The following is a 14,576-nucleotide window of genomic DNA, read 5'->3' on the forward strand; positions in this document are numbered from 1 at the left end:
TCCCCTTATATTCTATCGAGAGTAGTAGTTAAAAAACCAGGTATCAACTAAATTAATATATTGCCAAAATGGGGACAAAGTTTTTTATCCTAATCCCCTTTTGTCTACAAACTGAGGCTTCTGTCCGTTTCTTACTTTCTAATTAAAATTGCTCCATGAGCGTTTACTACTTGTTCATCCAATCGAATATCTTTTTTCCCCCATAAATCTCGAACTTCTCTATTCATTCCAACAAATCTATCAGATAGCTCCCTTGGGATCTCCAGGTTAGACTCCCCTACATTAAAGAAGGAAATGTACTCATCTTTTTCACTACGACCTTCCCAAATGATCCAATTATCATCACGATAAACTTGACGACGATAGGTTAGTGTTTGATACATATCTAGTACTTCTTCATTTGTAAATAAGCTTAAAGTAAAATCATCAATATCTGGCAATGTTCCTCCATACATTAATGGGGATTGGAAAATGGTCCATAAACTCATTAACAAATACTGTTCGTCCTTTGTGAACCTTGTCCAGCTATCTCCCCCGCCTCCATCAACTGCACGAATCCCAATATGTCCCAACGGTAACATATCACAATCTGGCCAATTTCCTGGGCGAACATAGGACACCCACTCTGCTGCTCGATCGAACATACGATATAAAGCATCCCAGTGATCCCAAAAATCATCCGTTAATCTCCACATATTAGCGTGATCCTGCAAAAACATTCCATTTTTCAATTGTGCAGGACCAGGTGATAAAGAAAGAACAATCGGTCGCTTTGTTTTATCAATTGCTTTACGAATCGCCGCGATTTCTTTTTTATGAGCATCATCGTATAATCTTGAATAGGCAATATCATCCACTTTAATGAAATCCACACCCCAAGAAGCATAAAGCTCCATTAAAGAGTCATAATAAAGCTGTCCTTCTGGCAAATCAACGTTAACCCCATACATATCCGAGTTCCAAGGACAAATATTGTTCATGGCAATATCTCTAGCTCGTTTATCCGTCCCCTTAATAGCTGTATTTTGATGAACAGCCTGCCGAGGAATTCCACGCATGATATGAATTCCAAATTTCAATCCTAGTTGATGAATATATTCCCCCAAAGCCTTAAAGCCTTGCCCCTGCTTAGAAGAAGGAAATCGATTCGCTGCAGTAATTAACCTTGAATATTCGTCCATATTTAACGGAAAAAATTGATTATACCTAGTCGATTTAGCTTTTGGCTCTGCCCATTGGATATCAATTACGATGTACTCCCAACCATATGGCTTAAGATGCTTACTCATAAATAAAGCATGGTCTCTCACTTCCTCTTCTCTAACCGAAGCACCATAACAATCCCAGCTATTCCAGCCCATAGGCGGAGTCTTAGCAAAATCTAAAAATGTCATATGTTTTTCACCCCAAAATATATTGATAACGATTTCATTAAAAATGATACAATATTTTAAGAAAGAAGATTTAACCTATTCTTTAAACAAATAAAAAAGGAAAGATATTGTCGTATATTTTATTTGAAAAGGTGATCATATGAGTATTTATGGAAAAGATTATCGTTACGCACAGCTAACCGCATTTTATGCTCTTAATCTATCAAATTTTAGTATGGGCACACATCAGCACTCTTCCTGCGAAATCATGTATGTAACTACTGGAAGTTGTGAAATAACTGTCAACAATCAAAAACTTTTATTAAAAGAAAAAGAGTTTATTTTCCTTGATTCCTTTATTCCTCATACATTACTGGTAAATCAACAATGTACCTTACTAAATATTGAGTTCTTAGTCGGAACGGATATTAATGACTTTGATTTAGAGCCACTAAAAAATGCTTCTGAATCCTATCAAGAAATTTCGTCAATAAAGCCTGTGTTTATTGTTTCGAACGATTCTCGAAGCTTAGGCTATGCTATTAAAGACTTAATTAATTTAATGACCACTGCTCATTCAAATACATCATCTGAATTCACTTTTTTAACGAATATTCTCTTTCAAAGAATGATACTGGAACTATTTCACGCACTTGCTACGGAAAAAAGTGCGAAAGGAATGCACTATATAAATAAAGCAATAGCATTTATTCAACATAATTTAGAAGACGACCTCAGCGTTCCTAAAATCGCTGGAGAAGTGGGTATTAATAAGTCTTATCTCCACAAACTTTTTAAGGATTATACGAGCTATTCTATAGGTGAATTTATATCTAAAAAAAGACTTGAACGCGCCTGCTTCTTACTAATAAACTCAAATAAAAGCATAACGGAAATCGCCTTTCAAACAGGTTTTAATAGCAGACAGTATTTCAGTAATACTTTTGAGAAGAATTTTTCTATGTCTCCTAGAAATTACAGAAAGCTTCATGGACAGCCTCTTGAGAGTTCAACCATTAATGGTCAATTAAGATTAGATAATAATAACTGGTTATTATCTGAAATGAAATAAAACACCACTCCTCTAACTTATAAAAAATTAAATTAAATCAAAGCAAAAAGTCCAAGTACCCTATATTGGTGGTTGGACTTTTTTAAAATAAACTGATTATCCTAACAATGAAAAATGACAGATAATAGAGATGCGAACAGCCTATAATCCACTACCCTGATACTAGTAACATAAAAGCGATTGCTAATAGATTAAGAACTATTAATGATAAAAAAGCTTTAAGTAATGCCATCTAAAAACAAAAAGCAAGGGAGAAAAATGTTCTATTATCCCACTTGCTTTTATTCGTTTTTTTATCAATAAAAAATATTGTTTATGTCTTTCTGAAAAAACGATCCTTTTTAATTCGTTCTCTGAACTACTTCACTAAGCTTTCCACAACATCTTCAATAATTTGTGTATTAGCAATTGGTCCAGAATATAGCCAGCTTGTATCTGGGCCGTATCCGTAAATGTTTCCGTTTTTCACCGCTGGGATATTGGACCATAGGGAGTCTTTTAGTACTTCAGCCCCTTCTCCATCACTGTTGATTAAGAATAAATGATCTGCATCTAGTTGTGCTAGCTTTTCTAATGAAATGGCAGACCAGTTTCCTGTTGCTGTTGCTGAAATTTCTTTTACTACTTCTGGTACTTTTAAGCCTAAATCTCCATATAGCACAGCACCGCTTGAAACATTTTCTCCTACAATAAATAATTGATTGGATACAAGCCAAATTGCTGCAGCTGATTCGTCCTTAATGGATTCTTGAATTTTTGCTTTTGCCTCTTCTGCTTTTTGGTTATAGTCTGCTAATACTTTTTCTGCTTCTTCTTTTTTATCTAAAACTTCACCAATTGTTTGTAGTCTTGTACGCCAGTCATTATTATTTTCCTTTGAAACAACATATGTTGGTGCAATTTTGGCATATTGATCATATTTTGCACCCTCTACTTCTGTAGCCGATGACATTAATACTAGATCAGGAGTAAAGCTAGATACTGCTTCGTATGGCAATGTAGAATCAATAGTTGGAATATCCTTTAAATCTTCTTGAAGGTAATCTTGCACTCCTTTTCCTTCTTGAATCGACCATTGTGCTACAGGAGTCACCCCTAATGCTATTAAATCATCTTCTAAGTAAGAACCAATAATACTTTTCAGCTCTGCCGGAACTTTCACTTCATTTCCGATTGCATCTGTTAATGTACGTTCCGTTGCTTCATTAGACCCAACGTTTTCTTTATTGTTATCTTCTTTACTATTATTATTTCCACATGCTGCTAGAACAGTGAAAACCAGTAGTAAACAAATAAATAATATCGATTTCATTTTGCGATTTTTCATTATGTATCCTCCTAATAGGTTATAAACAGATTATAAATGATAACGATTATCACTTTCAATATAAATATCGATTTTCAATTAATTTTATAGTAAAATGAATTGAAAAGTTTACCGTATCTATTATTATTCGACAATTTACATATTATTATTATCTCTATTTTATTTAATCGGAAAGTAGGTTCTTCATGAGTAAAAGCCATTCTTTAGGAAGTGACAACGGTACAATATTCAGACCCAAAGCTGCAACCTTGGTTCTCATAATCGGCATCCTTCTACTTTTAATTTCTATTTGCTTGTCGATTATTTTAGGCGTAGCAGACATTAATCTATCAACCGTTATACAGGGTATTTTTCATTTTGATAGTACTTCAACCGCTCATCAAATCGTTTATCGTTTACGTTTACCGAGAGCACTTGCTGCTACTTTTATTGGGGCAAGTCTTGCTGTTTCCGGAGCGATTATGCAAGGGATGACGAGAAATGCACTCGCTTCTCCTTCTATAATGGGCGTTACATCTGGTGCCATGTTTACAGTATCTATCGCATTTGCGTTTATGCCTATTGTTTCCAATACAATCATTATGCTATTTGCCTTTATTGGAGCAGGGTTAGGGGCAGCCCTAGTCTTTTTAATCGGTGCCCTTTCGAAAAGAGGTTTAACACCTATGAAATTGGCTCTAGCTGGTACTGCAATCAGCGCATTTCTTGGTTCGATTTCTACAGGAATTGCTCTTCGTTTTGATGTAGCAAAGGATATTAGTTTTTGGTATGCAGGAGGAGTCGCTGGAGTTCAATGGATTAATGTACAATTGCTTATTCCAGTAGCAATTGTAGGGTTAACCTTAGCTTTTTTCATTAGCAGATCCATCACCATTTTAAGCTTAGGCGAGGACGTTGCTGCTGGTTTAGGGCAGAAGGTCGGTATTGTAAAGCTATTAGGCACCATTGTAGTTTTGCTTTTAACAGGTGCTGCCGTTGCAGTCGGCGGAACCATCGGCTTTGTTGGACTTGTTGTCCCTCATATCGTTCGTTTTATCGTAGGATCGGATTATCGATTAATCATTCCTTGCTCTGCGGTCGCAGGTGCTCTTCTATTAGTGCTGTCAGATGTAGTCGCACGATTGGTTCACCCTCCTTTTGAAACACCTTTAGGGGCAATTACTGCAATAATTGGAGTTCCTTTCTTTCTTTATTTAGCACGTCGAGAAGGGAGAGGTCTCTAATGTCTTCTTCAAAATTAAGTAATACTAAATTATTTATCGTTAGTACGATTCTAATTGTGGCGATTGTTTTTGTTTTCTTTCTTAGTCTAAATATGGGGACGATAAAAATTAGCCCGATTGAGATTATAGAGGCCTTTACAGGCAAAGGCTCCACTCAAAACTTTAATATTTTATATAATTTTAGGCTGCCCCGATCTGTAATCGCGATTTTAATTGGAATCGGAATGGCTATTGCTGGGGCAATTTTACAAGGGGTATCAAGAAATAGTTTAGCGGACCCAGGGATTATTGGTATTAATTCTGGAGCTGGTTTTGCCGTTATTCTTTATATCTTCTTTATTCAAGGAAGTGCTTTGCAAGCAGGATCATTATCTGTTTATATTATGCCATTTTTTGCCCTTGCTGGAGCCTTAGTTGCCGCTGCATTAATTTATGTTATCGCTTGGAAGGATGGGGTTACACCTGTTCGTTTAGTATTGGTTGGTATAGGAATTAATGCTGCATTTGGTGCCTTGATTATTATTTTTCAATTAATGATGGATCCTCGCGATTTTACTCAAGCGACTATTTGGCTATCGGGGAGTATATGGAGCGCTAGTTGGAGCTATGTTCTTGCTCTTTTACCATGGATACTTATTCTTGTTCCTATCGCTATGATGAAATTTCAATCCATCAATTTACTACAGCTAGGAGATAATCTCGCCAAAGGACTTGGTGTATCCATTGAAAAAGAACGAGGAATGCTTTTACTTATTGCAGTAGGACTTTCAGGCGCATGTGTTTCTGTTGGTGGAGGAATCTCCTTTTTAGGACTCCTTGCCCCACATTTAGCAAGAATGCTAGTTGGCCCAAAACACCAACGTCTCCTACCAGTCGCAGCATTAATAGGTGCCCTTCTCTTATTAACATCAGATATAATCGCCAAAAGCCTAATGGTTGGCTCAGAAATACCTGTCGGACTTGTTCTGTCCTGCATAGGAGCACCTTATTTTATCTATCTTCTTATTAAGGAATAATGGGTAGCAGAAAGACGGTTCTAATGAGGACAATACTCTTTTATACTTTTCATAATTTAAATTTACCTTCTATAGTTTGGTGCAAATACTGAGTGAAATTTACAATTACATGTTGTAATTGCTAAACTATCTTTGTCCTTCATGGGATATGCCTCCTTCCTTGGTGAGATATTGTGGTCGGGAAATCCACTTTATCCTACCATGGAAGGAGGCTTTTTTTGATCCACGCTTAAAGCTTTACGGAACACCCCAAGCAATTTCATCAAAATGTTTAAACGCAAAAAAATACACACCTTCCAAATTCCGCACAGGAGGGGGACGCAGAGGGACGGTTACTGTGAGGACTATTTATCCAAATTTTTTGTAATTGTAAATAGTTGGTGTCACATGATTTCCTCGCTACAGAAGGAGACGTATGACGAAGTTAGGGATTGATAAATGAGTTAGTTGAACATCGGTCCTCAGTAGAACCGTCCCTCTTTGGACATCCTATCCAATTACCTAATCAAAAGCGCATGAACTTTGCGGATTTTTAATTTTGAAATACCTGCAGACTTATTGGTTCCTTTAAAATAGCTTAGGTAGGATTCACCAAATATTTCGATGCGGTCGATTTTATTTAGGTTTATCAGAAAGGAGCGATGGGTACGGTAAAAATACCATGGCAACCGGTCAACAAAGGATTGGAGGGATTCGGTTGTTTCATATTTATTCTTGACTGTATGAATAATTGTTTTTCTTGCTATTATTTCTATGAATAATATATCTTCCATTCGTAGATATACAAAACCATTGTTTAATTTAATCAAGATTCTATTATCCGTTTCATTCTGTAAATTCATAGAATGAAACTCTTTTGCTTTATATAAGCAGGAAATTAATCTCGAAAAGTCAATTGGTCTTGGTAAATAACCAACTGCCGAGTAATTAAATGCTTCTATTGCTAGGTTCTTATCCCCTCCGATTAGGATTAGTTGAAAAGCGGGAAGATACTCTTTATATTCGCTGTTAAAAAGAGTGGAATGGATGGATGGCAAGTCATAGTCAACAATAACTACATTCGGTTGTTTTAAAAAAATCAATTCTACTAAATCTTCACCAGTTTTTGCTTCACCTATGAATTCAAAATTAGAATGTATAGCAATAGATTCCCTTATAGAAAAAATTATATCGGAATCCTTATCAGCTACCGCTATCGTTAGCGTTTCCATTCTCTCTCCTTTCTATAAAAGAATGCTTCCCATTCATCTTGTACTTAATGTATAGTTAAGGAGTCACTAATTGGGCAAAGCATATATTACATAAATCTTTATTCTGTTTTACCAGCAACATGATTTCTGTCTAATCCCCCTCACTTTTTTACTTGTAAATCCTCTAAGTGGACTATAACTCATTTTGTAACACTTCCAATGATGATAGCATAAATTGCTTGTTATCTCCCCTATATAATATCGTCTTTTTCCATCTCCTAAAATAGCTAATTTATAGTCGGATAATTCACCTATTTTATTTCCAAATCAATATATTAAACAAGAATTTCTGGTTTTCCCAACAAAAAACCTTGTCCAAAAGGAACCCTCAACGCCTTTGTCATCGCTAGATCTGTTTCTTCTTCAATTCCTTCTAAAATAATTTTCATCTCTTCATCTGCAATATCTAATAAATGATTAACGAATTTCTGCTTTTCCGGTGAAAATGCTAAATTATTTGAAAAATAACGATCTACTTTAATAATGTCGGGAGAAATCTCCATGATACTTTGAAAATTTGCTACTCCCTTTCCAAAATCATCTATAGCTATTTGAAACTGATTAGCCTTTAGAATCGAGAGTCTTTCCTTAAATAATGGCATATTCCATAACGCACTTTCTAAAATAGTTTCATTTAATTCAAAGACTATCTTTCCTTTCATCGTTGGAAAATTCCTTATTAAAGTTGAAACAAACATTTTAAAACCTTTATGTAAAATGGTAGATGGAAAAACATTTACAAATAGTGGCTTTTTGCTTCTTGGTGAAAGAGATTGGAAGTTTTCAATTGTACTATTGATTAGAAAGGTATCTAATTCATATAAATAATTTTCTTCTCTCGCCTCTTCAAAAAATGTTTCAATCGATATTTCTTGATCATTTGCAATTCGAAATAATGATTCATATCCAATTATTTTCCACTCTTTGATATTCCAGATCGGTTGATACACATGATAATAATTCTTATCCTTTAATGCTGTTATTTCATCCACTTAGGTTTCCTCCAAAATAGTGCAAAAGTCATGATTATTTCCATTTCTCTATCCTACATGTAAATTTACCGAATTTGTCATTAATTGTCTATTTGGAAAGTAGCATTTTAGACACAAATAGAGCCTTTTTGGAAACCAATAAGTACTTTTTAAACAAGATAACAAACATTTTAAACCTTCTACAAAATACACTATGTTTCGACATAAACGTCACTGTTTTGTCGTACCGTATATAGATTCAATTCCGATTTTATAGGTAAAAGGAATTATATTTTTAATAAATCGGACATTCTTTTTTTTACTTCATTAATTTTTAGCTTTGATATCTTCGCACCTCTCTCTACTCCATTAAAAAAAGCGATAAAAGTTTCTTTGCAAGAACGAACCTCGACCACTTTTTCTAAGTTAATAATGTAGGAACGATGAGATAGCAAAAAGGTATCATTTAATTGATTTAGCAAATCACCGATGTTTTCCTGTGTTTCAAACACTTTATCCGTTGTGTATATATAACATTTCTTTTCTATCTTCTCAATAAAAAGGATATCCTCCTTTTTTATGTAATGTATCCCTTTACTATATTTAACTGGTAAATTATTAAAAGAAACCAGTTCCTTATTCTCAATTTTCCAAGCTATCATTCGCTTGGCTTTTTCAATGGCTTTATATAAGCGGAATTTCTCTATTGGTTTTACAAGATAATCAGTTGCTTCTAATTCAAATGCAGGAAATGCAAATTCTTCGGACTCAGCAAGAAAAATAAAGTGAACATCCAAGTTTTGTACACTACATTGTTTCATCACTTCGAGTCCATTTAATAATGGTAGATTTATTTCCGTTATAACTAAATCTGGCTGCCACTGCAAAAGCTTATCAACTAACTCCATGCCATTACCACACTCATCAATGATTTCGATTTGTTTATAAGCCTTTAGATAATAACGAATACATGCTTTCATTTGGTTGTCTCCATCCGCTATAATCGTCCTTATTGACATAATTACTCCCTTCATTTGATGTAGCATTTTACTAGCAGCAATGCTACATCAAATGAGATGAGCATCCTTCTTCTTTCATATATTTACTTTTGTGAATAGTAAAGCTATTATTAATATAACGCAATCATTTAATTTAGTTAAGTAACTGAACTATTTTACCACCTTCCTTTGCTTTGAACCAGCTAAATGCTATTTCTGCAAACTTATCTCCATGAAAAAAGAGGTCATGATGCATAGTGAGCCCTTTCTCATTAAAAAATCTTATCACCACTTCATTGCTGTTCCAATCCTTTTATAAAGGTAGAAATTAAATAATAAAAGCTTTTGTCAATATCGATCGGCATGCCAAACCCTTTGTGATTTTCGATGGAAGCAAAGCCATGAAGAATACTTCTTAAGCCGCGAATAGCGTGAATCATATCTTCTTTGCTTAGATTATACGGTTCTAATATTTCTGTTATCAAGTCAATTATTTGATTAGCAACGGTGGTAATGTCTTTTTCTTTTTTGGAAGCGGATTCGATGGTTAGTGCATATAATCCCGGCTGCTCTCTAGCATATGTTAAGTAAGCAACGCTTAGAGGATGAATCGCTTCCTCTTTTTTTGCATCCGTAATGGCCTGTTTTAATAACCGATATAAATCTTCTAGGGCCCGTAATGTTAGAAGGTTCATAATATCAGAAAGCCCATTAATATGATTATAGAGAGAAGGCGGTTTGACACCAAGTCGTTTCGCTAAGTTCGCCATCGTTACTTCCTTTAATCCTTCAGTATTAGCTATTTCGATTGCTGTTGTAATTATTTCCTTATTCGTTATGCCTGCTCTTGGTGACATCGGTTTCTCCTTTCTTTTTAGAATAATGATTTGATTGCAGCTTGAGGAATTTCAAGTAAGTCCCCATGTCCAGTTGCGAGAAGACTAATATTTAATGGAAGAATTTTCTTCGCACTGTTTACAGCCTCAGCTTTATTCCAAGTCGCCATTCCTGGAAATGGAAAGAACAGTCTAAATTGGCCACTTATTGCAAGGCCCCCTCTAGTATGAAAAGCATCCCCTGCTATTAAGCTATTATCACGCTTGTCGATAAAACCGAAGCTCCCCGGTGTATGCCCTGGTAAAGAAATACATAGTAGCGAACCTATCTGATCACCATCTTTAATAAGAACATCTGGTTTTGTTCTGATATTTTTCGGTAAGCCTCCTTTTAATACAAACGGTTCCTCTTCCTTGTCAATGGAATGGTCGCCAGCCAATATGCGAGCATCACGTGCTGATATATAAACTTTTGCATCCGATAGTTTCTCTTTTAAAGCATCTAATGATCCAATATGGTCTCCGTGTGCATGGGTTAAAATAATTTTTGTTATCGGTTTTTTCTGTTTTTCCGCAAACTCGAGGATTTTTTTATAACTAAAGGGCAAAGCAGTATCAACTAATGTTAGTTCTTCCCCCTCTTCAATGAGATAGCAGTTCACTGGGAAAATCATTGGCAAAAAAGTTAATTGATATAAAAAATTGCGATGAATAATTCTCAATAGATAAACCTCCTCACAAAAACTAATAGCATTAGTTTTTATTTTAACTAATGCTATTAGTTTTTTGCAAGTTTCTATTAATAAATAAAAAGAACAAGACCCAAATGAGTCTCATTCTATAATTAAATATCATCCAATAGGCAATTCAACATTTAAATTCTTCGTTTTTTTCCGCATCGTACACATTTATTGGAGTAATAACTAAATTTATGGCGTCTTTTTAGAAAACAAATAATAGCACCAAATTTCATTTTCCCATCCCCATTCCAATAATCTGGTAATCCAGCCATCTTAGCTGTTGCCTTAGATCTGTGACTTTGCGTCCCACCTTTTCAGGAAAGTTTGCCTTTAAACTAACTATTTTTATTATTGGTACTATTTTACTATAAAAATATGGACGAAGAAAGAAAATAGCTTCAACAAATTCGATATATTTTTCTATGATTATATACTTGGATGCATTATATTCCACGTTGAAACATTCAATTAGAAGCATAGTTTAGTCATTCGCTTAGATGAAAAATTGTATCTTAATTACTGTACTTAATTGTAAAAAAGCCATTATTCTTATAGAATAACGACTTCTCCTAATCCTCCTACCTAATATCCTAGCTGCTTATTGACTACATTTAATAATGGTTTTCCTTCTGAATATAATTGTAAATTCTGCAAAAACATCGCAAATACTCTTTCTGTATGTCTAGCAGACTTGTAAGCTATATGAGGAGTAATCACGACATTATCGAGTAGCCAAAATGGGTGTTCCTCAGGTAATGGCTCTATATCAAAGACATCTAAGGCTACTCCTCCTATTTTCCCCTCCTCTAGAACCTCTATTAAATCCTTTTCTACAATAGCATTTCCTCTTCCAATATTTATCAAATGGCTATTTTTCTTCATCTTTTTTAATCGTGTCTTATCCATAAAATGAACGGTTTCTTCTGTAGAAGGCAATGCAAGAACGACAAAATCTGAGCAAGCGATTACTTGATCTACTTCTGAAAGGTCAACAACCGAGTCTGCTGGACAATCTTCTCTTCTTTTTCCATTAGTAGTCCTGCGGCAGCCAATTACTTTCATTCCTAAACTTTTACATCTCTTGGCTACTTGATATCCTATTTCTCCATATCCAATGATTCCAACGGTTGATGTATCTAAATCAATGACAGATACATCTGTCCATAATTGCTTTGCCTGGTTTTTGTACTGTTTGGGAAGTCCTCTTGCAAAGGAAGTAATCAGTGCGATTGTATGCTCTGCAATTGGAATAGATGTAGCTCCTTTTGAGTTGGTTATCACGATATCACTATTTTTTATCTGGTCGTTTAACATCGCATCTATTCCAACACTAACGGAATGAATCCATTTAATATTAGGTGCATACTTTAAAATTTCTAAATCATCCTTAAGTCCAACCGTAAACAAAACATCACATTCCTGTAATTCCTTTGTTGGAATTGGTTGTTCTCCTTTAAAATTCCAAGGTTCTATTATTACCTGGGAAATTTCTTTATATTTCGACAAAAAATCATTTGGAACATTTCGTCTAAAATAAACCTTGGGCTGCTTTTTTTTAACCATTATTTTTTCCATTTTCACACCCCGTTTAATACTTCGATGCTTTTTTTGCATTGGTAATACGACTCTGCGATTCTCTTTACTCCTTTTTGGATATCCTCTTCATTTGTAAAAGTAAAGCTTAATCGGATATGATTTGTTTCTGCACGATCTACATAAAAGAATTTACTTTCAATAAAACTGACCCCTCTTGAAAGTGCAGCACTTGCAAATTCGCTTGTATTTACTTCTTTAGGAAAGCTTAGCCAAAGAAAGAAGCCGCCTTCTGGCTCTGTAAATGCCACTTCTTCCCCAAAACATTCCTTTACAGCGTTAATCATTGCATCTTTTCTAGCACAATATAAATCATTTATTCTTTTCATATGGTATTCAAATTTAACATCAGCTAAGAAATGAGAAATAATTTCTTGAACAAAAACACTTGTTGATCCATCCGATTTTAACATTTTCATTCGCTGAATAATGACTTCATCATCGGCTAAAGCCCAGCCCATTCTAATTCCTGGTGCAATTGTTTTAGAAAAGGTACTTAAATAGATAACCCTTTTCGGTCCAAAGGAATAAATAGAGGGCAGCTTCTCTCCAGAAAAACTAAGCTCTACATAAGCATCATCTTCCAATATATAAAAATTATATTCATAGGCAAGTTCAGCAAGCTTCTTTCTTCTTTCTATCGATAAACAAACGCCAGTAGGATTATGATAATTTGGCATCACATAAATAAACTTGGGAATCGGTGCATTATCCTTAACTGCTTCTTTCAATTTACGTTCGAGCTCGTCTGTCATTAAACCATTTTGATCCATGGGTATAGAGGAAATCTTTACTTCAGCTAGGGAGAACTGTCTAATTGCCCCAAAAAAAGTCGGCGCCTCCACCCAAACATGATCACCAGGGTCTGTTAATGTTCTCGTTGCTAAGTCGATAGCTTGCATAGAACCAGCCGTAACAAGAATATTTTGTGTTTCTACTATGATAGATACATGTTTCGATCTTTGCTGGATCCAATTTACAACATGATCTGGACCTGCTCCTCCCGAGTATTGCAAAGCCCTTGGTCCATCTAATTGTAATGCCGACACAGCTGAATCAGACAATAGTGAAATATCAAATGATTCTTTTGCAGGATGACCAAAGGCAAATGGAATTAAATCGGGATGCTTTTTCGCATTAGCTGCAGATAATAAAGGTAATTCTGGAAACCTCTTTGATATTGGATATTCTTTTACTAATTCCATACATTTCCCCCATCTATAATTATTTTCTGTTGTCTTGCATTCAGGCTGCTCATTATTTCTAATGAACGCATTATTGAAAACACCAAGCTTAAGCGTACGAAAGGAACATCAAATCTACCGCTTGCTTGGTACAACAGAGTCAATTAATCGATGAAACTCGATGGAAAGCTTGCGGCTATACGCTCCTACCTCTCCAGTCCCAACCTTTCTGCCATCTATTTCAATAACTGGACAAACTTCTTGACCTGTATTGGTAATAAATACTTCATCCATTCCATATAACGCTTCTAATGTCATCGGTGATTCTTCTAACTCTAACGAAACCTTTTCTAATAAACGAATGACAACCTGTCTTGTTATCCCATTTAAGATCAAATGATTGGCTGGATGTGTATAACAAACACCATCCTTTATGCCAAAAATATTACTACTGCTACATTCCGTCACCATTCCACCTCTAACAAAAACGGCTTCTTGAGCTCCTGCTTCCACTGCTTTTTGTTTTGCAAGTACATTTCCTAGTAAATTAAGGCTTTTAATATCCACTCGTTGCCACCGAATATCTTCTGTCGTGATTACATGAATTCCAGCTAACTCTTCTTTTTTTTCTTCTTTGCCTTCTTTTGTATAAGCTACTAATACAGAAGAAACCCCTTCAGGAAAATGATGAATTCGCGCGGCTACCCCTCTTGTAACTTGAATATAGACATAACCCTCTCTTAAATTCTCAATAGATATTAATTGCTGAATCTGCTTGGTTAACTCTTCTTTATTCATCGAAATAGCAATCCTTAGCTCCCGAGCACTCCGAAAAAGCCTTTCCAGATGAGCTTCCCACTCAAATAGGACTCCTTCAAATACCTTTACCATTTCATAGATTCCATCACCGAATTGATAGCCTCGATCTTCAATATCAATGGAAAAAGAACTTCTCGGAATAATCCCTTCATTAACCAAAATATTCAATTTATT

General features: G+C 35.1%; 13 protein-coding genes and 1 riboswitch. Of the genes, 3 read left to right on the plus strand and 10 right to left on the minus strand.

All coding sequences use genetic code 11. The features are described 5' to 3' along the window. Positions 1-131: 131 nt before the first annotated feature. Positions 132-1,394, minus strand: coding sequence for a glycoside hydrolase family 27 protein (locus AB3U99_RS20860; RefSeq protein ID WP_400243669.1), 1,263 nt, complete (start codon positions 1,392-1,394; stop codon positions 132-134). Between the two features lie 139 nt (positions 1,395-1,533). Between AB3U99_RS20860 and AB3U99_RS20865 the strand changes: the two genes are divergently transcribed. After that, a complete protein-coding gene (locus AB3U99_RS20865) occupies positions 1,534-2,445 on the plus strand; it encodes an AraC family transcriptional regulator (RefSeq protein ID WP_400243670.1) in 912 nt (303 codons plus the stop codon). A 358-nt stretch (positions 2,446-2,803) separates the two neighbouring features. Here the strand turns inward: AB3U99_RS20865 and AB3U99_RS20870 are convergent, their stop codons facing one another. After that, positions 2,804-3,772, minus strand: coding sequence for an iron-hydroxamate ABC transporter substrate-binding protein (locus AB3U99_RS20870; RefSeq protein ID WP_400243671.1), 969 nt, complete (start codon positions 3,770-3,772; stop codon positions 2,804-2,806). Between the two features lie 185 nt (positions 3,773-3,957). Here AB3U99_RS20870 and AB3U99_RS20875 point away from each other — a divergent pair, with 185 nt between their 5' ends. Next, positions 3,958-4,995: a FecCD family ABC transporter permease gene (locus tag AB3U99_RS20875; protein WP_400243672.1), complete on the plus strand. Its 1,038-nt coding sequence runs from the start codon at positions 3,958-3,960 to the stop codon at positions 4,993-4,995. Then, entirely contained in the window at positions 4,995-6,011 is a 1,017-nt protein-coding gene (locus AB3U99_RS20880; protein WP_400243673.1) for a FecCD family ABC transporter permease, read from the plus strand. The genes AB3U99_RS20875 and AB3U99_RS20880 overlap by 1 nt, the downstream gene beginning before the upstream one ends. A 497-nt stretch (positions 6,012-6,508) precedes the next feature. Here AB3U99_RS20880 and AB3U99_RS20885 read toward each other — a convergent pair whose 3' ends face one another. The 8 genes from AB3U99_RS20885 to dat all read right to left on the minus strand — a co-directional run bounded on the left by AB3U99_RS20885 (position 6,509) and on the right by dat (position 14,570). Continuing rightward, on the minus strand, positions 6,509-7,222 hold the full coding sequence (locus AB3U99_RS20885) for a LytR/AlgR family response regulator transcription factor (protein ID WP_400243674.1): 714 nt from the start codon (positions 7,220-7,222) through the stop codon (positions 6,509-6,511). 314 nt (positions 7,223-7,536) lie between these two features. After that, positions 7,537-8,253, minus strand: a complete 717-nt coding sequence (locus AB3U99_RS20890) for an EAL domain-containing protein (RefSeq protein ID WP_400243675.1) — start codon at positions 8,251-8,253, stop codon at positions 7,537-7,539. Between the two features lie 266 nt (positions 8,254-8,519). After that, positions 8,520-9,278 carry a LytR/AlgR family response regulator transcription factor gene (locus tag AB3U99_RS20895; RefSeq protein WP_400243676.1) on the minus strand — a complete coding sequence of 253 codons (759 nt, stop codon included), beginning with the start codon at positions 9,276-9,278 and terminating at the stop codon, positions 8,520-8,522. A 245-nt stretch (positions 9,279-9,523) separates the two neighbouring features. Beyond that, positions 9,524-10,087, minus strand: coding sequence for a TetR/AcrR family transcriptional regulator (locus tag AB3U99_RS20900; RefSeq protein ID WP_400243677.1), 564 nt, complete (start codon positions 10,085-10,087; stop codon positions 9,524-9,526). Between the two features lie 17 nt (positions 10,088-10,104). Then, a complete protein-coding gene (locus AB3U99_RS20905) occupies positions 10,105-10,788 on the minus strand; it encodes an MBL fold metallo-hydrolase (protein WP_400243678.1) in 684 nt (227 codons plus the stop codon). Between the two features lie 273 nt (positions 10,789-11,061). Continuing rightward, a riboswitch (cyclic di-GMP riboswitch) is annotated at positions 11,062-11,145 on the minus strand. 243 nt (positions 11,146-11,388) lie between these two features. Next, positions 11,389-12,381 carry a D-2-hydroxyacid dehydrogenase gene (locus AB3U99_RS20910; RefSeq protein ID WP_400243679.1) on the minus strand — a complete coding sequence of 331 codons (993 nt, stop codon included), beginning with the start codon at positions 12,379-12,381 and terminating at the stop codon, positions 11,389-11,391. Positions 12,382-12,383: 2 nt separating this feature from the next. Further along, a complete protein-coding gene (locus AB3U99_RS20915; RefSeq protein WP_400243680.1) occupies positions 12,384-13,604 on the minus strand; it encodes a PLP-dependent aminotransferase family protein in 1,221 nt (406 codons plus the stop codon). Between the two features lie 114 nt (positions 13,605-13,718). Then, on the minus strand, positions 13,719-14,570 hold the full coding sequence (gene dat, locus AB3U99_RS20920; RefSeq protein ID WP_400243682.1) for a D-amino-acid transaminase: 852 nt from the start codon (positions 14,568-14,570) through the stop codon (positions 13,719-13,721). Positions 14,571-14,576: the final 6 nt, after the last annotated feature.

The organism is Niallia tiangongensis (assembly GCF_044704065.1).
In the GTDB taxonomy this organism is placed as follows: Bacteria; Bacillota; Bacilli; order Bacillales; family Cytobacillaceae; genus Niallia; species Niallia tiangongensis.